Source organism: Natrinema saccharevitans (genome assembly GCF_001953745.1).
Classification (GTDB): domain Archaea; phylum Halobacteriota; class Halobacteria; order Halobacteriales; family Natrialbaceae; genus Natrinema; species Natrinema saccharevitans.
Genome location: NZ_LWLN01000001.1, coordinates 2,664,737 through 2,683,303 on the forward strand (window position 1 = coordinate 2,664,737; position 18,567 = coordinate 2,683,303).

At 67.7% G+C, this 18,567-nt stretch carries 22 protein-coding genes; 9 read left to right on the forward strand and 13 right to left on the reverse strand.

What is annotated here, in order from left to right:
* Window positions 1-2 precede the first annotated feature (2 nt).
* Window positions 3-953 carry a cation diffusion facilitator family transporter gene (locus tag A6E15_RS13575; RefSeq protein ID WP_076146973.1) on the reverse strand — a complete coding sequence of 317 codons (951 nt, stop codon included), beginning with the start codon at window positions 951-953 and terminating at the stop codon, window positions 3-5.
* Window positions 954-1,137: 184 nt separating this feature from the next.
* On the opposite strand from A6E15_RS13575, the gene A6E15_RS13580 reads away from it, so the two are divergent.
* Entirely contained in the window at window positions 1,138-1,740 is a 603-nt protein-coding gene (locus A6E15_RS13580) for a poly-gamma-glutamate hydrolase family protein (protein ID WP_084177371.1), read from the forward strand.
* Window positions 1,741-1,757: 17 nt separating this feature from the next.
* Here A6E15_RS13580 and A6E15_RS13585 read toward each other — a convergent pair whose 3' ends face one another.
* Complete coding sequence (locus A6E15_RS13585) at window positions 1,758-2,705, reverse strand: phosphorylase family protein (RefSeq protein ID WP_076146976.1); 948 nt, start codon at window positions 2,703-2,705, stop codon at window positions 1,758-1,760.
* 79 nt (window positions 2,706-2,784) lie between these two features.
* Between A6E15_RS13585 and A6E15_RS13590 the strand changes: the two genes are divergently transcribed.
* Both A6E15_RS13590 and A6E15_RS13595 read left to right on the forward strand, forming a co-directional pair.
* A complete protein-coding gene (locus A6E15_RS13590) occupies window positions 2,785-3,357 on the forward strand; it encodes a SprT family zinc-dependent metalloprotease (RefSeq protein ID WP_076146977.1) in 573 nt (190 codons plus the stop codon).
* A 61-nt stretch (window positions 3,358-3,418) separates the two neighbouring features.
* On the forward strand, window positions 3,419-3,952 hold the full coding sequence (locus A6E15_RS13595; protein WP_076146979.1) for a hypothetical protein: 534 nt from the start codon (window positions 3,419-3,421) through the stop codon (window positions 3,950-3,952).
* Window positions 3,953-3,955: 3 nt separating this feature from the next.
* On the opposite strand, the gene A6E15_RS13600 is transcribed toward A6E15_RS13595, so the two are convergent.
* Window positions 3,956-4,627 carry an HAD family hydrolase gene (locus A6E15_RS13600; protein WP_076146981.1) on the reverse strand — a complete coding sequence of 224 codons (672 nt, stop codon included), beginning with the start codon at window positions 4,625-4,627 and terminating at the stop codon, window positions 3,956-3,958.
* 393 nt (window positions 4,628-5,020) lie between these two features.
* On the opposite strand from A6E15_RS13600, the gene A6E15_RS13605 reads away from it, so the two are divergent.
* Window positions 5,021-5,875 (forward strand): HFX_2341 family transcriptional regulator domain-containing protein, encoded by an 855-nt coding sequence (locus tag A6E15_RS13605; protein WP_076146982.1) that lies wholly within the window; start codon window positions 5,021-5,023, stop codon window positions 5,873-5,875.
* Between the two features lie 26 nt (window positions 5,876-5,901).
* Here the strand turns inward: A6E15_RS13605 and A6E15_RS13610 are convergent, their stop codons facing one another.
* Window positions 5,902-6,540, reverse strand: a complete 639-nt coding sequence (locus A6E15_RS13610; RefSeq protein ID WP_076146984.1) for a hypothetical protein — start codon at window positions 6,538-6,540, stop codon at window positions 5,902-5,904.
* Between the two features lie 202 nt (window positions 6,541-6,742).
* Here A6E15_RS13610 and A6E15_RS13615 point away from each other — a divergent pair, with 202 nt between their 5' ends.
* Entirely contained in the window at window positions 6,743-7,948 is a 1,206-nt protein-coding gene (locus tag A6E15_RS13615) for a 3-dehydroquinate synthase II (protein ID WP_076146985.1), read from the forward strand.
* Window positions 7,949-7,963: 15 nt separating this feature from the next.
* Here the strand turns inward: A6E15_RS13615 and A6E15_RS13620 are convergent, their stop codons facing one another.
* The 3 genes from A6E15_RS13620 to A6E15_RS13630 form a co-directional block, all read right to left on the reverse strand.
* On the reverse strand, window positions 7,964-8,401 hold the full coding sequence (locus A6E15_RS13620; RefSeq protein WP_076146987.1) for a zinc ribbon domain-containing protein: 438 nt from the start codon (window positions 8,399-8,401) through the stop codon (window positions 7,964-7,966).
* 55 nt (window positions 8,402-8,456) lie between these two features.
* Entirely contained in the window at window positions 8,457-9,137 is a 681-nt protein-coding gene (locus tag A6E15_RS13625) for a type I 3-dehydroquinate dehydratase (protein WP_076146988.1), read from the reverse strand.
* A gap of 64 nt (window positions 9,138-9,201) precedes the next feature.
* Window positions 9,202-10,182, reverse strand: a complete 981-nt coding sequence (locus A6E15_RS13630) for a transcription initiation factor IIB (RefSeq protein ID WP_006182559.1) — start codon at window positions 10,180-10,182, stop codon at window positions 9,202-9,204.
* 215 nt (window positions 10,183-10,397) lie between these two features.
* Here A6E15_RS13630 and yjjX point away from each other — a divergent pair, with 215 nt between their 5' ends.
* The 4 genes from yjjX (at window position 10,398) to A6E15_RS13650 (ending at window position 12,975) form a co-directional block, all read left to right on the forward strand.
* Window positions 10,398-10,922, forward strand: coding sequence for an inosine/xanthosine triphosphatase (gene yjjX, locus A6E15_RS13635; RefSeq protein WP_076146990.1), 525 nt, complete (start codon window positions 10,398-10,400; stop codon window positions 10,920-10,922).
* A 232-nt stretch (window positions 10,923-11,154) separates the two neighbouring features.
* Window positions 11,155-11,376, forward strand: coding sequence for a DUF7123 family protein (locus tag A6E15_RS13640; RefSeq protein ID WP_066303053.1), 222 nt, complete (start codon window positions 11,155-11,157; stop codon window positions 11,374-11,376).
* Between the two features lie 174 nt (window positions 11,377-11,550).
* The gene (locus tag A6E15_RS13645; protein WP_076146992.1) at window positions 11,551-12,210 is read left to right on the forward strand and encodes an HAD family hydrolase; all 660 of its coding nucleotides are present in this window, start codon (window positions 11,551-11,553) and stop codon (window positions 12,208-12,210) included.
* A 219-nt stretch (window positions 12,211-12,429) separates the two neighbouring features.
* Window positions 12,430-12,975, forward strand: a complete 546-nt coding sequence (locus A6E15_RS13650) for a cupin domain-containing protein (protein WP_076146994.1) — start codon at window positions 12,430-12,432, stop codon at window positions 12,973-12,975.
* A gap of 185 nt (window positions 12,976-13,160) precedes the next feature.
* On the opposite strand, the gene A6E15_RS13655 is transcribed toward A6E15_RS13650, so the two are convergent.
* From A6E15_RS13655 to A6E15_RS21040, 6 genes are all read right to left on the reverse strand, one after another.
* The gene (locus tag A6E15_RS13655; RefSeq protein ID WP_076146995.1) at window positions 13,161-13,790 is read right to left on the reverse strand and encodes a winged helix-turn-helix transcriptional regulator; all 630 of its coding nucleotides are present in this window, start codon (window positions 13,788-13,790) and stop codon (window positions 13,161-13,163) included.
* Window positions 13,791-13,906: 116 nt separating this feature from the next.
* Window positions 13,907-15,091: an SPFH domain-containing protein gene (locus A6E15_RS13660; protein ID WP_076146997.1), complete on the reverse strand. Its 1,185-nt coding sequence runs from the start codon at window positions 15,089-15,091 to the stop codon at window positions 13,907-13,909.
* Between the two features lie 71 nt (window positions 15,092-15,162).
* Entirely contained in the window at window positions 15,163-15,783 is a 621-nt protein-coding gene (locus tag A6E15_RS13665) for an NfeD family protein (RefSeq protein ID WP_076146999.1), read from the reverse strand.
* Window positions 15,784-15,886: 103 nt separating this feature from the next.
* Window positions 15,887-16,279, reverse strand: coding sequence for a DUF7312 domain-containing protein (locus A6E15_RS13670; protein WP_076147001.1), 393 nt, complete (start codon window positions 16,277-16,279; stop codon window positions 15,887-15,889).
* A 131-nt stretch (window positions 16,280-16,410) separates the two neighbouring features.
* On the reverse strand, window positions 16,411-18,168 hold the full coding sequence (gene pyk, locus A6E15_RS13675; protein ID WP_076147003.1) for a pyruvate kinase: 1,758 nt from the start codon (window positions 18,166-18,168) through the stop codon (window positions 16,411-16,413).
* Between the two features lie 119 nt (window positions 18,169-18,287).
* Window positions 18,288-18,458, reverse strand: coding sequence for a hypothetical protein (locus tag A6E15_RS21040; protein ID WP_175607264.1), 171 nt, complete (start codon window positions 18,456-18,458; stop codon window positions 18,288-18,290).
* Window positions 18,459-18,567 lie beyond the last annotated feature (109 nt).

The window sequence follows — 18,567 nt, forward strand, 5'->3', positions numbered from 1 at the left end:
TTTCAGTGACAGTGCGTGTCCAGATGCACGTCCCGGTCGGCATAGCGCGGACTCAGTTCGACAGTGGCGTGATCGACGCCGTGGCCGGCGAGTTCGTCGTGGACCCGCCCGACGACCGCCTCGGCCTCGGCCATCGTCTCGACGCCGGTCTCGACGTGGACCGTCGCGACCGTGATCCGACTGCAGATCTGCCACGCGTGGAAGTCGTCGACGCGGTCGACGCCGTCGATCGCCTCGAGGTCCGCCCGGATCGCCTCGCTCGCCAGCGGCGTCTTGAGGAAGAAGATCGCGCCGCTGCCCCGCAGGACCCGAACCGCCGACCACGCGACCACGGCCGCGATCAGCCCCGCGGTGATGGGGTCGACGACGCGGACCCCGGTGACCTCGATCACGAGGACGGAGACGATGACGGCGATCGAGCCGCCGGCGTCGCCCAGCAGGTGGTAGAACGCGCCCTTCTCGTTGAGGCTCATCGCGTCGTCGTGGAGGATATAGACCGAGCCGACGTTGATCAGCAGGCCGCCGACGGCGATGGCGATCGTCGGGCCGGTCCCGATGGCGACCGGTTCGAGGAACCGCTGATAGGACTCCCAGAGAATGAAGCCGACCATCGGCAGGAGGAGCAGGCCGTTCAGGAACGCGGCGAACGGCTCGAGGCGGTGGAGCCCGTAGGACCAGCGGTCGCCGTTGCCGTACCCCTCGGCGACGCGGGCCGCGGCGAAGGCCATCACGTACGCCAGCGCGTCGAACAGCATGTGGACGGCGTCGCTGACGAGCGCGACCGAGCCGAACGCCAGCCCGCCCGCGAGTTCGACGAGGAAACCGACGACGTTGACGACGGAGACGGCGGCGAGTTTGCGACTGCTCGTGGAACCGCCGCCGTGGCCGTGATCGTGGTCGTGACCCGCGTGTGAACTCGAGTCGCGAGCGCGGGTCGACTCGTTGTGACCCATCGTAGGTCAGTCTCGGGGAGCGCGACTTATCAAATCAGCTGCTATAAAACGGCGTTTCGACGGCAATTATTAGTAAACTATTGTGATTGAGTTAGTAACTGATCCCCCGTCGATCGGTCTGGGGCGGGCCCGGTCTCGTCGAGCGTGCCAAGAGTTACCCCGGAACCCGTCGTAACCCGCGTCCGTGTCGGACCCGATGCTCACGACGCGGCCCGTAGCGCGAACCGCGACGGGACACTGTACGGAACTGCTGTACGACGACGGCGCGAACGACGACGTGTTGGTCTGTGCGGCCCACGGCGGCGGGGTCGAGCCGGGGACCGGAGAGCAAGCCCTCGAACTCGCGACCCGGCTGCCCGACGCCAGTTGTTGGGCCTGCCTCGGCTACGACGAGGAGGACGCGTTCGAGGCGTGGCATCCGCCCTCGTCGGCCATCGAACCGGCCGACTACCCGCTGTTGTCGGCGATCGCCGGCCGCGGCTTCGAGACCGTCATCAGCCTCCACGGGCTCGCCGACGATCGGATCGTCGTCGGCGGCGGGATCGACGCCGCCGTCAAGCGACGCGTGCGCCGCCGCCTCGAGGACGTGGTCTCTCCCCCCGTCGAGGCGGCGTCGGACGGTCCCTACGCCGGCGTCAGTCCGGCCAACTTCGTCAACTGGCTCGCCGACGGGGACCGGGGCGGGCTCCAGCTCGAGCAGGGGCCCGCGGTCCGCGACGGCGAGCGCGAGGCGGTCGTCGCCGCGCTCGAGGCCCTCGTCGAAGACGGCGGCTGTCGACCGGACTGAGAGTCGGGCGCGTCGCGTCAGCCGTCGAGTCCGAGCGGGTCCGCGGCGACGAGGTCGTCGACGACCGCACCGGCGGCCCGGGCGGCGTTGTCGATCGCCAGCTCGAGGCTCGCGTCGCTACCGTCGAAGCTCTCCGCGGCCGACTGATCGGGTGCCGGCCGGTCGTAGTTGGCCACCGCCCGGACGCTCAGGTAGCGCTCGAACCGGTCGAACCGCTCGAGGGCGGTCGCCGTCGCCGCGTCCTCCATCTGGGTCGCGAGGTAGGGGGCGACGCCGTACTGCTCGCAGAGCCACGCGACCTCGCGTGCGCGCTCGCGACCGTGCCAGAACTCGTCGCCGCAGACGCTGGTCCCCGTCTCGACGGTCGGGCCCGCATTCGGCGCGTCGGAATACCGCCGCTGGTAGGCCCGGACGTCGTCGGCTTCGCGCAGATCGACGGTCGCGGCGGCCGATCGCGCGCGCTCGACGAGGCGAGGCTCGAGGCGGTGGACGTAGTCGCGGGGCCGGTACGCGAGGAGGTCGAGCCGGTCTGCCGGCTCGTCGGCCGCTGGAGTCGCGTCGCCGTCGCCGCGGTCCCAGCGGTGTTTCCGGTCCCAGTCGACGATCGCGTCGGCGACGACGGCCGAGCCGAGCGCGGTCCGAGCGGGCGGCCCGCCGGCGATTCCCGTCGAGACGACGTACGCCGACGAGAGGTCGACGCTGGGGGCCGCCAGCAGGGCGGTGACGGTCGTCGCGGCGTCGCTCTTGCCGATCCCGGTCGTCGTGACGGCGACGCCGTCCTCGGCCACGTACAGCGGCGTGTCCGTCCCGGGGACCGCGACGGCGTCGGTGATCTCGGCGCGCTCGAGCCACGGGCGGCGTTCGGTAAGCGGCGGGTCGGCGACGGCCGGCAGCACGAGCGCGGCCGGCCGGACGGGCGCGTCGGGATCGGGATCGCGGGGCGTCGGGAGATCGCGGTCGCTCATCGCGTTCGACTCAGTGCCGGCGGCGCAAGTATTTCGCCGTTCCGGAAGGGTTTCGGCCTCGCCGGTCGTCCGTCGGCCCGTGACGGACGACGCGGACCTCTCCCTCGCGGACGAGATCCTCGCCCGGGCGCGGATTCACGCCCGCGAGGTCGTCGCCGAGTACGACCTGCCGGTCGCGCTCGAGGCCCTCGAGTGGGCGATCTCGACGCGGGCCAGACGGCGGGCGGGCGCGTGTCGGTGGGACGCCGAGACGGAGACGGCGACGATCGTGCTGGCGCGGCGGGCCTACGAGGCGTACGACTGGCCCGCCTTCGCTGGGATCGTCAGGCACGAGCTCGTCCACGCCTGGGAGTTCCAGCGGTTCGGCGAGTCGGGTCACGGCCCCCGATTTCGAGAGCGGGCCGCCGCGCTCGAGGCACCGCGGCACTGCGAGGAGTTCGCCGACCCGCGCTATATCCTGCGGTGTCTCGAGCCGGGGTGTGACTGGCGCGCGAAGCGCCACCGGGCGTCGAAGCCGGTCAAATCGCCCGGCGGCTACCGTTGTGGGGCCTGTGGCGGGTCCTACGAGGTCGAACACGTCGACAGCGGTCGGACGTGGACGACCGCGGGCGGCTACGGCGGCGCGAAGGCGGCGCTGGGCGACGACTGGTAGCGAGGCCCCGAGCCGGCGCGAGCGCGGAAGGCTTATTCGACTCACACTACCTGTTTCGGGTATGGGAATACTCGATCTCATGCTGGGCAGTCCCGGTGAGGGCGAACAGGGCGTCTCGGCCAAGTCGTACACGCTGCCGAAGGAAACCCACGATTTCGTCTACCCCGTTGCGGTCCGCCGCGCGGAGGTCGAGGCCTTCGCGGAGTTGCTCGCGGCCGAGGCCGACGCCCCGGCACTCGAGGCCGAGTCCGAGGAGCTACAGGACGTGTTAGACGGCATGATCGAGGAGGGCGCGGTCGACGCCGAGGAACTGACCGAGCGGATGCAGGGCCCCCGCGACGAGGTCGAGCCCGTGATCGGCGACTGGCAAGAGCGCCTCGAGGGCGACCTCGACGTGGTCTACGCCCGGCCGGGCACCTACGAGAACCTGCTGGCGTTCGTGAAGTTCTGCAAGCGACGCGACGACGACGCGACCGACGAGTTCACGATCCCGGAGAACTTCGCCGACGCGGCCGCCCTGCTCAAGCGCCTCGAGGAAGGGACTGACACCCAGTACCGGGCCGTGATCCACACCGACCTCCTGCCCGACGAGTAGCGATCAGACGATCGTTTCGAAGGCCTCGAGCGACGCGAGTTCGTAGGTCGGCTCGTGGTCGCGGGGGCCGTCGCCGTCGGTCGCCAGCCACGCCGAGTCAAGTCCCATCGCGTTGGCCCCGGCGATATCGGCGTGTAGGGAGTCGCCGACGTGGATCGCCGCGTCCGGCCCGACCTCGAGTTCGGCCAGCGCGCGTTCGAAGGGAGCCGCGTCGGGTTTCGGCGGAACGCCGGCGCTTGGCTCCGTGAAGACCCGGACGTCGAACGCGTCCGCGATGCCCAGCGCCCGCAACTTCCGTGTCTGTGTCCCCCGGCCGCCGTTCGTGATGAGTCCGACTCGCCCTCGCTCGCGAGCGCGTTCGAGGGCCGCCTCCGCACCCGGGCGGAACTCGACGGCGGTCGGATCCCGTGCCTCGAGGTACTCGGCGGCGAGTCGCGTGGCGAGGTCGGTCTCGACGCCGGCCCGCGTCGCCACTTCGGTAAAGAGGTTGTCGTAGAACTCCCGGTCGGTCTCGGCGGTCGGCAGGGCCGGGACCGCGGCGCGCAGGTCCGCGGGCGTACAGAACGGCTCGCAGCCGGCCCGCCGGCAGGCCGACTCGAGCAGGGCCTCGGCGTCCTGCGTCGAGGCACAGAGGGTGTGATCGAGATCGAAACAGATCGCGTCGTAGGCGGCCATTCGTGTTCGTGTAGGGGCGGGGGCGTTCTGAACGTTTCGCCGACTATCGTAGCCGCTGAAAGTCATTGCACACCTGATCGCACGACAGCGTTGCGATCAGTGTGTAAATCGTTTCAGCGGCTACGATAGCTGCTCGAGTCGCGACCGAGAGCGGCGGTACCGCCAACGGCCCGAAAGCCCCGACCGGGCTCGCGGACTGCGACTCGCTGCGCGCTTCGCTCACTCCGTTCGCTCCAGTGCTTCCGTCGTCTCGCCTCGCGAGCCCGGTCGCCCCTTTCACTCCCACCCGGACTGTGGGGAGGCCGGGCAGCCGAAATGCGACGGTCGCCGAAGGCGACTCGAGTCCACCACCGAATCCGCAGCAGTTATTTTTGCTGACGAGTTCCTCCTCGTATGGAGGTCGTCAAGCGAGTTCACGTGGTCCCGCTTGGCTACGAGTTCGACCGGATCATCGAGCCGATCCGGGACCAGCGGGCGGATCTGGTCTACCTGCTCGAGGACGAGGGGGTCGGCGAGCGGGGAACGAGCGCGGCGGACCGCGGCGTCGAAGAGCGAAACGCGACGGCGGCGGCCGACTACCACGAGGAACTCCGCGCGGAACTCGAGTCGATCGTCCCCGAGGTACGGACCCGGGAGTGTGACCTGACGGACGTCTACGCCGTTCTCGGAGACGTGACGACGATCGCGGACGTCCACGCCGAGGATCAGGTGTACGTCAACGTCTCCGGCGCGGGGACGATCCCGGCGATCGGCGCGACCATCGCGTGCATGGACGTCTCGACGGACGCCCACGCCTACTACGTCGAACCCGCCGAGTACGGCCACGACGGGACTCGCGAGCCGATCTCGTTCGGCCTCGACGAGATCGAGGAGGTCCCCACTTACCCCATCGAGTCGCCGACCCGCGACCAGGTCGCGATCATGGAGTTCCTCGCCGAGCCGAGCGCGTGGGAGGGGTTTCACGACGATCGGACCGCCCCGCCGAAGAAGAAAGACCTCATCGAGTACGCGCGGGATCGGGACCTCGCCTTCATGGCCGATCGGCGCTCGCCCGACGAGCGCGCCGGCGAGGACAAGGGGGCCTTCCGCGTCCTCGACAGCCGCGTCCTCGAGCCGCTCGCCGAGGACGGCTACGTCACGATCGAGTCGGTCGGTCGCCGGCGCGTCGTCGAGTTGACCGAACGCGGCGAGAACGCCTACCGGGCGTTCCGCCACAAGCTCATGGACGAGGGCGGCGAACTCCGGTAGTCGGGGGAGTGCGTCAGCGGGGCGGCTCACGCGTCGTCGGTTTTGCCGGCGTTCTCGCGGACGAGCGCGTACAGCCGCGGCCCCAGCCGAGCGAACTCGAGGTCGGCCTCGAGACGCTCGACGTGGGCCCGCAGTGCCGCCGGTTCGAGCCCCGGGTGTTCGTAGTCGGTGCTGGGGTCGAGATGCTCGCTCGCGCGAGCGAGGAGGGCGGGCGCGGCGTCAGCGAGGCGCGAACCCGGAAGCTCGGGGCCAGCGTTTCGGTCGCGGTCGACGGCGGTCAGGACCTCTCGCGCCACGAGGAGCGCGCGACGCAGCGAGCGGATCTCGTCGGCGTCGGCGGGCGACCCGAGATGCGACGCCAGCAGTTCGTCGGCGGGCGACCCGAGATGCGACGCCAGCAGTTCGTCGGCGGCGACGACCCGCTCGGGGTCGACGTCGAACGTGGCGGCGATCTCCGCGCGGTCCGGTTCGCCGGCGTCGGTCCGGCGGGCGGCGAGTCGAACCGCGCCGAGGACGGCGGCGGGTCGGTCGTACACCAGCGTCGCCAACTCGCCGGCGTGGTCAAACGCCGCGCGGGCGACCGCGGCGGCAGAGTCCACCTCGAGTCGGCGAGCGGCGCAGTCGATCGACGGTGCGGCTTCGGCCTCGAGGTGTCGCTGACCCATATTCGAACGGTCGTCCGGACGGGTATTATCAGCTATCCTAAAAGTATTGTGACTATTGATACTATCGCGAGTATCGATACGGAATTGAATGCCGTCACGACGGGATCGACCGCGAGCGGGGCGAGTCAGGGGAGACACCGATCGAACCGACGCCCCTGCCCGATTCGCCACGTTCAAGCCGGTTCCCTTCGAGGGTCGATTCATGACGCGAGCTGTCTGGGTGAAAGCCGACGACACCGTCGGCGACTGGGACGACCGCCGGGCGCGGATCACCGCCGCGCTCGAGGCGGGTGCAGACTGGGTACTGGTCGACGAGGACGACGTGGAGCGCGTCCGCGAACTCGGCGAGATCAACGTCGCGGCGTTTCGGACCGACGGGGACGTGACCCTGGTCGACGACATCGACGACGCCGAAGCCGACGACGGCGACGAAGACGGCTCGCCCGCACCGCAGGCGGACGCGATCGTCGTGGGTAAAGACGGCGAGGGCGACGCGACCATCGACCTGCCCGAGGACTTTTCGGGCTCGGCCGACCTCTCGACGCTGCGCCGGGACGGCGACTTCCAGCGGGGCGCGTACGTCCGTATCCTCGGCACGGAGTACGAACGGTTCGCCGAGACCGCCGCCGAGGAGGCCGACCACACCATCGTCGTCGGCGAGGACTGGACGATCATCCCCCTCGAGAACCTGATCGCCCGGATCGGCGAGGAGACGAACCTGATCGCGGGCGTCACGAGCGCCGAGGAGGCCAAGACGGCATTCGAGACGCTCGAGATCGGCTCCGACGCCGTCCTGCTGGATTCGGACGATCCCGACGAGATCCGCGAGACCGTCGAGATCCGCGACGAGGCCGCACGCGAAAGTCTCGACCTGACCCACGCCGAGGTCCTCGAGGTCGAACGCGCCGGCAGCGCGGACCGGGTCTGTATCGACACCGGCAGCCTGCTCGAACACGACGAGGGGATGCTCGTCGGCTCGATGAGCCGCGGGCTGGTCTTCGTCCACGCCGAGACGGCCGAATCGCCTTACGTCGCCTCGCGGCCGTTCCGGGTCAACGCCGGGGCGGTCCACGCCTACGTGCGCACGCCCGACGGCGGGACGAAGTACCTCTCGGAACTGCAAAGCGGCGACGAGGTCCAGGTCGTCGACACCGACGGCAACACCCGCGAGGCCATCGTCGGCCGGGTCAAAATCGAACAGCGACCGATGTTCCGGATCGCCCTCGAGACCGACGACGGTGACCGCGTCGAGACCCTGCTCCAGAACGCCGAGACGATCAAGGTCGCCGCCGACGAAGGTCGCAAGGCAGTGACCGACCTCGAGGCCGGCGACGAGATCCTGCTGTACTACGAGGACACGGCCCGACACTTCGGCGAAGCCGTCGAGGAGAGCATCATCGAGAAGTAGCGACCGCGACCGTTCTCAGGCGTCGTTCGTTTCGACCTCGGAATCGACCGGCTCGAGCCGGGTCGTACACCAGTGACAGAACTCGAGATCTTCGTCGACCTCCTTCCCGCATTCGGGACAGGTGACGCCGTCCCCGCCGGTATCACTGCCCGGCGGGAACCCGAGCGCGCGGAAGGTCGCGTCGATCGCGGCGAAGAGGCCGATAAACGAGAGCAGGAACTGGGTCATCGCGTCGGTCTCTTCGGCCATGATGTCCGCGTAGGCGTTGACGTCACCGACGCTCGTCATCGGTCCGGCGGCGGTGAGCTGTTCGATCGGCAGAAAGATCACACTCGCCGAGATGAAGAGGCCGGCGAAGACGGCGGCGCGAAGCCAATCCCGGATCACGAGGTGGCCCGCACCCGGCAGGAGTATCGAGAGGCCGGCCGCGAGAAGCGCACGGAACCATGTCATTGTGTGTTGGGGTGGTAGGGGAGCCCGACCCTTAACATTCCGATTTCTCTCGTTTTCAGACGAGTCGACCGACCAGCTCCGCGAGCGTCTCGAGGTCGTACTGTCCCGGCGCAGTCGCCGCTTCGGGATCGACGGGCGCATACCCGATCTTCGACCCGTACACCGGTGCCACGGCACGCGTGTGGCTTCCGACCTCGCCCATCGCCATCGTCGCGACGGCATCCCCGTGAGCGGTCAATTGCTCGGTCGCCGACAGCAGCGCGAGCGCGTCCGCCTTCGATTCCGCGGTCACCGCCAACTTCGCCACGTCGGCGTACTTGCCCGCCTCGGTCAGCGTCCGGACCATCTCGTTCCGAGGTGGCATCCCCTCGAAGTCGTGGGCCGACGCGACGATCGAGACGCCACGCTCGCGGGCCGTCTCGAGCAGCCCCTCGGCCTCGCCCTCGAGGATCGACTCGAGTTCGACGTCGATCGCTTCGACGCCCTCGAGCGCGGTCGCTTCGGCAAGCGTCTCGAGTCGATCCTCGTCGGTTCCGTCCCACTCGCCGCCCTCCCACGCGGCGCGGTTGGTCGCGAGGATCGGCAACTCGCCGTCGTAGGACTCGAGGGCGGCGAGGGGGTCGTCGGCCAGGTCCATCCGGAACTCGATCGCGTCGGCGTGGTCGCGGGCCGCGGGTTCGTCGGCGAGATCGGCCGTCGACGCCGCGAGGACGAACGAATCGAATCGAAGGCTCATTGCTACCCTGTGGGTTCGAGAGCGACAAAAACGGTATCGTTTCGGCGAGTAGCCGCGCTGCGAGTTACGCCAGCCCGATGGTCTCCTCGGCCTCGAGGAGTTCGTGGTAGCGGTTTCGAATCGTGACCTCCGAGATGTCGGCGACGTCGCTCACGGCGGCCTGCGTGGTCTTCTCGTTGGTCAGCAATGCGGCGGCGTAGACCGCTGCCGCGGCGAGGCCGACCGGCGACTTGCCGCTGTGGACGCCCTTCTCCTTGGCGTTCTGGAGCAGGCTCCGCGCGCGGTGTTCGGCCTCGTCGGAGAGTTCGAGTCCGGAGGCGAAGCGAGGCACGTAGCTCTCGGGGTCGGCGGGCTGGACCTCGAGGCCGAGTTCACGAACCACGTAGCGGTAGGTGCGCGCGATCTCGTTTTTCTCGACGCGGGAGACGTCCGCGATCTCGTCGAGGCTTCGGGGGACGCCGGCCTGTCGCGCGGCGGCGTAGACGCAGGCCGTCGAGACGCCCTCTATCGAGCGACCGGGAAGCAGATCCTCGTCGAGCGCGCGCCGGTAGATGACGCTGGCGGTCTCGCGAACGTTCGTCGGGAGGCCGAGCGCGGAGGCCATCCGGTCGATCTCGCCCAGTGCCTGTTTCAGATTCCGTTCCTTGGAGTCGCGGGTGCGGAACCGTTCGTTCCACTTGCGCAGGCGCTGCATCTTCTCGCGCTGGCGCGAGCCCAGGGAGTTACCGTAGGCGTCTTTGTTGCGCCAGTCGATGTTCGTCGAGAGCCCCTTGTCGTGCATCGTGTTCGTCGTGGGCGCGCCCACGCGGGACTTCTCGTTCTTCTCGGCGGCGTCGAAGGCACGCCACTCGGGACCGCGGTCGACGGAGTCCTCTTCGACGACCAGGCCACAATCCTCACAGACCGTTTCGCCGTGTTCGTCGTCGACGACGAGATTGCCCGCACACTCCGGACAGACGAGATCCTCTTCTTCCGTTTCGGTTTCCGTTTCGTTCGTTTCGGGTTCGCTACGTCGTACTCTCGTGTTCGATGGTGCGTTAGTCATATCGCGAATGCTCCCGGCCGAACCGATCGTAAAAGCCCGGGCGGAGTCGTTACCTCCCACGTTCAGACACTCGAGGGTTAAGGGTTTCGAAATCACGACCGTATATCCCGCGAAAACGGATAATTTGGGCAAAAGAGCATGATAGATAGAAGGATTAAAACTGAGAACGTGACCGGAAACGCAGCCCCCAAATCGGCCCCGTTCGAACGATCGGTATGGAGATCGCAGTCGGGAGTACGAACCCGGTCAAGGTCGACGCGGTCGAACGGACCGTCGAGCGAGACGAACCGACCGTCCGCGCGGTCGACGTCGACTCCGGCGTGAGCGAACAGCCTCGGTCGATCGCCGAGACGGTCACGGGCGCGGAGAACCGCGCCCGACGGGCGCTCGAGGCGACCGGGGCCGATTACGGCGTCGGCCTCGAAGGCGGGATCGCGCGACTCGAGGGGGCCCCGGGCCTCTCGCTGATCATGTGGGGCGCGGTCACCGACGGCGATCGGTTGGAACGCGGTGCCGGCCCGACGATCCGCCTTCCGGACGACGTCGCGGCGCGACTCGAGGACGGCCGGGAGCTGGGGCCGGTGATGGACGAACTGCTCGGCACCGAGGGGCTCGCCGAAGGGGCGGGAGCGGTCGGCGTCTTCACGGATCGGCTCACCGACCGGACGGCGGCGCTCGAGCAGGCGGTTGCATGTTCGTTTGGCCCGTTCCTAACAAAGTATTACGACGCCGACTCCTGATCGACTCACCGTTTTCACGGCTTTGTGGCCGGCCGATTCCGGCGATCGGAGACCGACACGTACAGATGACAGTCACCGATAGAAATATATTAACCGCACGTACCAACGAAAGCTTTCGGCGGCGGTATACACCGATTACCGGCAACAGAAATCGCAAGACTGCAGCGGGTTAACTGCACGTACCAAACCCCCTAAGGGCGTACCTGCCATCCGACCGTGTATGAGCACTGCAATGGCCCCCGACCTCACGAGCAAACAGCAGCGGATCCTGGAGTACCTTCGGAACAACGCGGCGACGAAGACTTACTTCAAATCCCGTCTGATCGGCCAGGAACTCGGCATGACGGCCAAGGAGGTCGGCTCGAACATTACAGCGCTCCAGGAGGGCGACTACGACGTCGACATCGAGAAGTGGGGGTACTCCTCGAGTACTACCTGGAAGGTCGACATCTGATACGGACCGCTGTCAGTCAGTTCCGGTGCGACCGCGACCTGCGGTCGCTCGGGAAACAGCGATAGCAGACCGTATGAGACGACGCAGGGGCTCATTTCACTGCCGTTTATCGATCGGTTCACGAGCCCCGCGGCTGCCGAACCCTCTTTTCGCTCGCACCCCTAGCGGGGACGAATGACGACGACGGTGCTGTTCGACATGGACGGGATCGTTCTCGAGGGACCGCGCACCGACCCACAGGTGTACGCCGACGCCGCCGACGCGGCGCTTTCCGACCTCGAGGTCGACCCGTCGCCGACACGGCGGCGGGATTTCAGGCGACACGACGCCGACCGAATCAGAGCGCACTGCGAGGCGTTGGGGGTCGACCCCGACCGCTTCTGGGAACTGAAAGAGCGCTACGCCTCGCGAGGGACCCACGACCGACTCCGCGCCGGCGAACGGGGGATCTACGACGACGTCGCAACGATCCGCGACCTCGCCGACCGGACGGCGGTGGGGCTCGCGACCAACAACCGCCACGAAACCGCCGAGTTCGTCGCCGACTACGTCGGGATCGACTTCGACGTCGTCCGGGGGCGAGATCCCACCTTCGAGGGCTACGAGCGGCGCAAACCCGAGCCCGACTACATCGAGGACGCGCTGGCCGCCCTCGGCGTCGGCGAGGGCGTCTACGTCGGCGACTCCCGAAAAGACGTCACCGCGGGACGGGCGGCCGGCCTCGAGACGGTCTACGTGCGACGCGATCACAACCGCGATCGCGAACGGCCGCCGAACGCGACCGTCGAACTCGAGGGGCTGACGGGACTCCCGGCGGCGCTCGAGTCGCTGTAACGGCAGTTGGGAGTACGGGTTCCGTATTCGGAATTGCGTGCGAAAATCACGGCCAGTACAACCGACCGCCGTCTCACGTCGCAGTCCATCTTATCGGATCCCGCTGGGAATACAGGGCGCGAGTTCAGTCGACCATATGACCACCACTTACTGACGGGTTCTACGACAGTTCAGCAGAAATCATAAAAATAACGAGTTCGTGTCGATTGTGGGTCATCTATGGGTCAGAGAGACGACTCGGAGCTGACACCGAAAGACCTCGCTCACAAGCACCTCCCCGAGCAAACGATGTACAAGGTACAGACGCCGGAGGCCCACGGCGCGGATTCCGAGGGCGTACGGCACTCGCCACTGATCATCAGGACGAACGAGTTCCGACTGCTCTACTTCGAACTCGAGCCGTCCGGACGGATCGACTGGCACACGCACGTTCCCGGACTCGACGAAGTAAACCTCTGTCTCGAGGGGCGAGCCAGATACACACTCGAACGAGAGGACGGGAGCCATCAAACCATCGAGATCGGCCCGATGGAGTTCGTCTACGTCCCCGGAGGTGCCCGACACAAAATCGAAGCGATTGGCGAGCAGCCCCACCGATCGCTGTCGGCCGCCAAATTCGGTACTGCCGCCAGGCTAGAGGACCTCGAAGACGTGCCAGAAACCGAGGAGACAGACGCCGACGGTCCCGAGTGGCAGGACGCGCTCTTCGTCGACCGCAAACGTGACGAAGTGGTCGCCAAAGACGACACCCTCGTCTCGAAATAGCTGCCGACAGTGCTCGGTCGGTGACCGATCGCCTCGACCGGATGTCCCGTCTCGAATTCGTATCGATTTCCGCTACTAACGCGCTCCGTCTGCAACACGCCTCATGAACAACAACGCCGCCTGAGTCGGTTTCAGGGACAGTTCTGAATGACAAATCCTCGCGACTCGCTACTGGGAAAACCGTATTACTCGGCGGCGTCGCCCTGATACGACAGATAGCCGTCGGCGTTCCGGGCCAGCGTTCGCGCCCGGTCGCCGAAGGAGTCGGCGTGGCGAACGACCAGCACCAGCACCGTCTCGGGGCGTTCGACCGCGTAGCCGTCCGTCCGCGAGAGCAGACCGGCCTCCTCGAGTTCGCCGGCGTACTTGCTGACCGTGGGCGCGGAGACCTCGAGCGCGTCCGCGAGGTCGGCGGCCGTCGCCGACGGGGTCAGGAGGAGTTCGATCAGCATGCCACGCGGCGTCTCCCGGCGGAGGTAGCCAAGCGCCCGCTTCTCGAACTCGTCGAACCGGCCGGCGGTGACGTAGCGCTTGTAGTCGCCGTCGCGGTAGCGTTCGATCGCGCCGGCGTCCTCGAGCCGGCGGAGGTGGTGTTGGGTCTCGCCGGTCCCCAGCTGGAGGTCGTCGCGGATCTTCGAGAAGTGGGCACCGGGGGTCGTCGAGAGGTAGCCCGCGATCGCGTCTCGCGCGTCGCTTTCGCCGGTCTCGGCCGCCGCTGTACCGGCGCGACCGACGAGCGGGGAGGCGGCGCCGAGGGCGGCGAATCGGCGCAGGGTCGCTCGTTTCTCGTCGTCGACCCCGTCGGGCGTCGTCATGTCTATCTACGGTCCACAACGGTTCGACCCGTAAAACAGGTTTCGCTCTCCCGTGTTCCGATAGCAACCGGTTACTGGACGGCTGTATCGGCGAAGAAGAGAGCGGAACGGACCGATCAGTCGCTGGCGGAGGGGTCGTCGCCGGCCTCGTCGCTCGGCACGCCGGTCCCGCCGTCGGTCTGACCCTGGAAGTCCTGGTCCATCTGTTCGATGACCTCGTCCGGATCCGAGATGTCCGCCGTGTCCTGGCCTTCCTTGATCGCCTGGGCCTCCTGTTCCATCGCCTCGACGTCCATCTCGGCCTCCTGGTCGATCTCGCCGATGATCTCGGCGATATCGTCCAGCCCGATCAGTTCGCGCGTCTCGTCGTCGAACTCGCGGCTCTCGAGTTCCTGACCGTCCGCCTCGACGTCGCTGCCCGAGAGATGCTTGCCGTAGCGCCCGACCAGCGAGGTGAGTTCCTGGGGCATGACGAACGTCGTCGACTCGCCTTGGCCGATCTCGCCGAGCGTCTCCATCCCTTTGTCGATGATGGCACGCTCGCCCATCGATTCGGCCGAGCGGGCTCGCAGCACGGTCGAAATGGAGTCACCCTGCGCCTCGAGGATCTGGCTCTGCTTTTCACCCTGGGCGCGGATGATCTCGCTCTGTTTGTCACCTTCGGCCTTCTCGACGGCGCTGCGGCGTTCACCCTGTGCCTCGAGGATCATGGCACGGCGCTTCCGTTCGGCGGAGGTCTGTTGCTCCATCGCGCGCTGGACGTCCTTCGAGGGGTTGACCTCGCGGACCTCGACCGACTCGACGCGAATGCCCCACTCGTCGGTGGGTTCGTCGAGTTCCTCGCGGATGCGGGCGTTGATCTCCTGGCGCTTGTTCAGCGTGTCGTCGAGTTCCATGTCGCCCAGCACGGCACGCAGGGTCGTCTGGGCGAGGTTCGAGACGGCTCGTTTGTAGTCGTCGACCTGCAGGAACGCCTTCTTGGCGTCCATCACCTTGATGTAGACCACGGCGTCGGCGGTCACGGGCGAGTTGTCGCGCGTGATCGCTTCCTGCCGGGGCACGTCCAGCGTTTGGGTTCGCATGTCGAACGCGTACGTGTTCGAGACGAACGGCGGGACGAAGTTGATCCCCGGCTCGAGCAGTTTCCGGTACTCACCGAAGACGGTTAGCGCGCGTTTCTCGTACGCGTCGACGATCTCGACCGCGCTCAGCAGCGCGGCGATCACGAGGACGAGCAAGAGGGCACCGACGAGTAGCAGGGCTCCACCGAGGGCCTGCATCGGCATGAGTTGGACCACCATATCTTCGCCTTACGGCGGCGGGGGGAAAAGCGTTCCCTTGTTTCGTCGACACTTCCGGCCTCGAGCGCGGGTTACCGCTCGGTCTCGGTCTCGGTCTCGGTCTCGGTCTCCGTTTCGAGGTCGCCGTCAGTGGGGTCGGTTACGGCGTCGCCGTCAGTCTCCGTGTCGGCCGCTTCGGTCTCGGCCTGGTCGCGTGCGAGCGCGCGATCGATCTCGTCCTCGCCGATCGCGTCGAGGGACTCGACGGTCAGGACGTTCCCGCCGCCCGGGTCGATGACGATGATTTCCGACCCCTCCTCGATCCGGCCGTCGGTGGTTCGAGCGCTGTAGTAGGGAGCGAAGCCGCCCTGCTCGAGTTTGACCTCGCCGCTGCGGGTCGTGACCGTCTCGGTGACGTAGCCCGTCGTGCCGGCCAGCGAGTCCGAGTCGGTCGTCCTGCCGGTGCCCTTTCCGCCGTAGAAGTCGAACTCGCGGTAGACGTAGGCCGCCGCAGCGCCGATGAGAAGCGTCAACACGGCCAACACGAAGACGTTTGCGAAGGGCGCGAACAACACCCCGAGTAGCCCCGCACCGACGAGCGCGACGCCGATGACGATGAGGTGTGCCCCGGGAGAGACCGCCTCGAGTACCATCAACACGAGTCCCGCGACTAGGAGCAAAAACGGCACGTTCCCCGCGAGGGATTCCACCATGTGCAGGGCTAAGGTCTCGCCCCGATTAAATGTTTACCGCAGTCTTCGAGTGATTTTATCGCTCGATCCCCTGACTCTCACGCGATCGGCAACGGTGAGCCCGTCAGCCGAGCGGGATCATCACGAGGCGAACGAGGACCAGTACCATCGCGATCGCGCCCAGGAGGACGAACAGCGCGCTCTCTACGTCCGGATCGCCGGGCTCGATGGGCGTCGAATTCGACTCCGGAGTGTACTCGTCGTCCGCGTCGACCCCGTCCGCGTCGGCCGCGTCGCTCGAGTCCGAGAGGTCGAGCGGGATGCGGTCGTCATCGTCGGTGCGCTCGTCCCGAACGGAATCGCCGCGTTCCGAGTCGCCGCTCCGGTCGGCGACGCCCCAGCCCCCGCCCGAGTCGGGCCGGTTCGCGTCGGCCCCGACGTCGGCGTCGGACTCCGCGACCGACCGCTCGGTCCGGTCGTCGGTGTCGTCTCGCGTCCCGGACGATTCGTCTACCATGGCTGATCGTAACGGATCCGCCGTCAAAAACCCGCGGTCCGAGCGCGAGGACAGACGGTCGGGTGTCCGTCGTCTCCGGTGGGACCGCGACCGTCCTGCGGTCGCCCCGGAAATCGGCACATCAGTCCGTCTCAGGGGCGTTGGGGACTGTCACCGATGTCGCCGCCGTAGACGACGCCGCGCTCGGCGTCGACGGTGACCGTCTCGCCACCCGACAGCGACCCGACGTCCGCGTCGCTGATCATCGGCACGCCCAGTTCGCGCGCGATCATCGCCGGGTAGCCGGTCATCCCGCGCTCGGCGTTGACGATCCCGCCGATCCGGTCGGTCTCGCTCGAGAACTCCGCGTCGAAGTCGACCGGCAGCGCGAGGATCGCGCCCTCGGGGACCCCCGAGAGATCGCCGTCAGTGGCGTGGACGACCGGCCCGGTCGCCCGGCCCTCGACGACCACCTGGCCGGTCGTCAGGGCGTCGGCCGCGACGTGGACCTTCAGCATGTTCGTCGTGTTCGCCCCCTCGAGTTCGGTCATCATACCACAGAGGACGACGACGGTGTCCCCGCTTTCGGCGACGCCGGCGTTCAGGGCCGCCTGAACTGCCTTCTCGACGACCGCGCCGGCCCCCTGTCCCGAGACGTTGGCGTACAGCGGCGTCACGCCCCAGGTGAGCGCGAGCTGGCGGCGCACCGACTGGCTCGGCGTCGAGGCGACGACGGGCACACCGGGACGGTACTTCGCCGTCTTCAGGGCGGTGTAACCGGACTCGGTCGCAGCGACGACCGCGTCCGCGTCGATGTCCCGGGCCAGAAAGCGAGCCGAGCGGGCCAGCGCGTCCGTCCGCGCCTCGCCGGCGGCCGGGACCCGCTGCTCGAGCAGTTCGGCGTGTTCCTCGGAGCCCTCGACCTCGCGGACGATGCTGTCCATCGCGTCGACGACGGCGACGGGGTGGTCGCCGATCGCCGTCTCGGCCGACAGCATGACCGCGTCGGTGCCGTCGAGGACGGCGTTTGCCACGTCGGAGGCCTCCGCGCGGGTGGGTCGCCGCGCCGTGACCATCGAGTCGAGCATCTCCGTCGCCGTAATGACCGGTCGCCCCGCCTCGCGGCACTTCCGGACGATCCGCTTTTGAATCATCGGCACGTCCTCCATCGGACACTCGACGCCGAGGTCGCCGCGGGCGACCATCACGCCGTAGGCGGCGTCGATGATCTCGTCCAGATTGTCGACCGCACCTGCTCGCTCGATCTTCGCGATGACGGGGATATCGACCCCCGCCGCCTCGAGTACCTCGTCGACCTCGTAAACGTCGTCGGCGTCCCGGACGAAACTCGCGGCGACGAAATCGACCTCCTTTGCGGCGGCCAGCTCGAGGTCCTGTCGGTCGGACTCGGTGACGACGTCGAGATCGAGTTCGACGCCGGGGACGTTGACCCCCTTGCGGCCGCCGAGGTCGCCGCCGGTATCGACGCGGGCTCGGATTCCCTCGCCCTCGTTTTCGAGAACGGTCGTCTCGATCAGCCCGTCGTCGAGCAGGATCCGGTCGCCGGGCTCGACGGCGTCGATCGACAACGAGAGCCCGACGGTCTCCGGCGTCGCCGTCTCGCCCTCGACGAAGCGGATCTCCGTGCCCGTCTCGAGCGTTACCGTCTCCCCCTCGGGGAGGGGCGCGGTCCGGATCTCGGGCCCCTGCATGTCGAGCATGACCGCGACGGGCTCCGTGCGCGCCTCGTCGACCGCGCGGACCCGGTCGATCAACGCGGCGCGGTCCTCGCGGCTCCCGTGGCTCGCGTTCAGTCGTGCGACCGACATCCCCGCCTCGGCCAACTCTCGGATCGTGTCCCGGTCGTTCGACGCCGGGCCCAGCGTACAGACGATCTTCGCGTTTCTCATGTCGGGGGCTAGCGTCAGGCGACCTAAAAGCCGGTCGCTTACTCGCGCTCGAGTACCCGTTTCGTCGAGACGCCGTCACCGGCCACGCCGCCCCTCGAGCGGCGGGGACCGGAGGGCGGTTACCAGAGTCCAGCGAGGTTGCCAAACGCCATGAGGGAAAACAGCGAGAGTGCGATCACGACGAGCGCCCGAGCTTCCGCCGATCCGCAAGCGATGGGGAGCCCCGCGAGCCAGTTCGTCCGCGCGTCTCGACCGACGACCCCTCGAACGCGCCCGTCACTCTGTGACATATGCGAACATATTGCATCTAGCCACATAGCTGTATTTGAGGTGGGTTGACAGATAGTGCCGTGACGGGAGGACGAAAGGCGAGTACGCGACCGTCCGCCCCCTCGCTCC

Coding starts and splice junctions, on each gene's coding strand:
- A6E15_RS13630 (WP_006182559.1), bottom strand. CDS start 10,182: ATGACTAACGCACCATCGAACACGAGAGTACGACGTAGCGAACCCGAA.
- A6E15_RS13605 (WP_076146982.1), top strand. CDS start 5,021: ATGGAGGTCGTCAAGCGAGTTCACGTGGTCCCGCTTGGCTACGAGTTC.
- A6E15_RS13665 (WP_076146999.1), bottom strand. CDS start 15,783: ATGGTGGAATCCCTCGCGGGGAACGTGCCGTTTTTGCTCCTAGTCGCG.
- pyk (WP_076147003.1), bottom strand. CDS start 18,168: ATGAGAAACGCGAAGATCGTCTGTACGCTGGGCCCGGCGTCGAACGAC.
- A6E15_RS13640 (WP_066303053.1), top strand. CDS start 11,155: ATGGCCCCCGACCTCACGAGCAAACAGCAGCGGATCCTGGAGTACCTT.
- A6E15_RS13620 (WP_076146987.1), bottom strand. CDS start 8,401: ATGACATGGTTCCGTGCGCTTCTCGCGGCCGGCCTCTCGATACTCCTG.
- yjjX (WP_076146990.1), top strand. CDS start 10,398: ATGGAGATCGCAGTCGGGAGTACGAACCCGGTCAAGGTCGACGCGGTC.
- A6E15_RS13575 (WP_076146973.1), bottom strand. CDS start 953: ATGGGTCACAACGAGTCGACCCGCGCTCGCGACTCGAGTTCACACGCG.
- A6E15_RS13615 (WP_076146985.1), top strand. CDS start 6,743: ATGACGCGAGCTGTCTGGGTGAAAGCCGACGACACCGTCGGCGACTGG.
- A6E15_RS13600 (WP_076146981.1), bottom strand. CDS start 4,627: ATGGCCGCCTACGACGCGATCTGTTTCGATCTCGATCACACCCTCTGT.
- A6E15_RS13650 (WP_076146994.1), top strand. CDS start 12,430: ATGGGTCAGAGAGACGACTCGGAGCTGACACCGAAAGACCTCGCTCAC.
- A6E15_RS13645 (WP_076146992.1), top strand. CDS start 11,551: ATGACGACGACGGTGCTGTTCGACATGGACGGGATCGTTCTCGAGGGA.
- A6E15_RS13585 (WP_076146976.1), bottom strand. CDS start 2,705: ATGAGCGACCGCGATCTCCCGACGCCCCGCGATCCCGATCCCGACGCG.
- A6E15_RS13670 (WP_076147001.1), bottom strand. CDS start 16,279: ATGGTAGACGAATCGTCCGGGACGCGAGACGACACCGACGACCGGACC.
- A6E15_RS13625 (WP_076146988.1), bottom strand. CDS start 9,137: ATGAGCCTTCGATTCGATTCGTTCGTCCTCGCGGCGTCGACGGCCGAT.
- A6E15_RS13660 (WP_076146997.1), bottom strand. CDS start 15,091: ATGGTGGTCCAACTCATGCCGATGCAGGCCCTCGGTGGAGCCCTGCTA.
- A6E15_RS21040 (WP_175607264.1), bottom strand. CDS start 18,458: ATGTCACAGAGTGACGGGCGCGTTCGAGGGGTCGTCGGTCGAGACGCG.
- A6E15_RS13655 (WP_076146995.1), bottom strand. CDS start 13,790: ATGACGACGCCCGACGGGGTCGACGACGAGAAACGAGCGACCCTGCGC.
- A6E15_RS13595 (WP_076146979.1), top strand. CDS start 3,419: ATGGGAATACTCGATCTCATGCTGGGCAGTCCCGGTGAGGGCGAACAG.
- A6E15_RS13610 (WP_076146984.1), bottom strand. CDS start 6,540: ATGGGTCAGCGACACCTCGAGGCCGAAGCCGCACCGTCGATCGACTGC.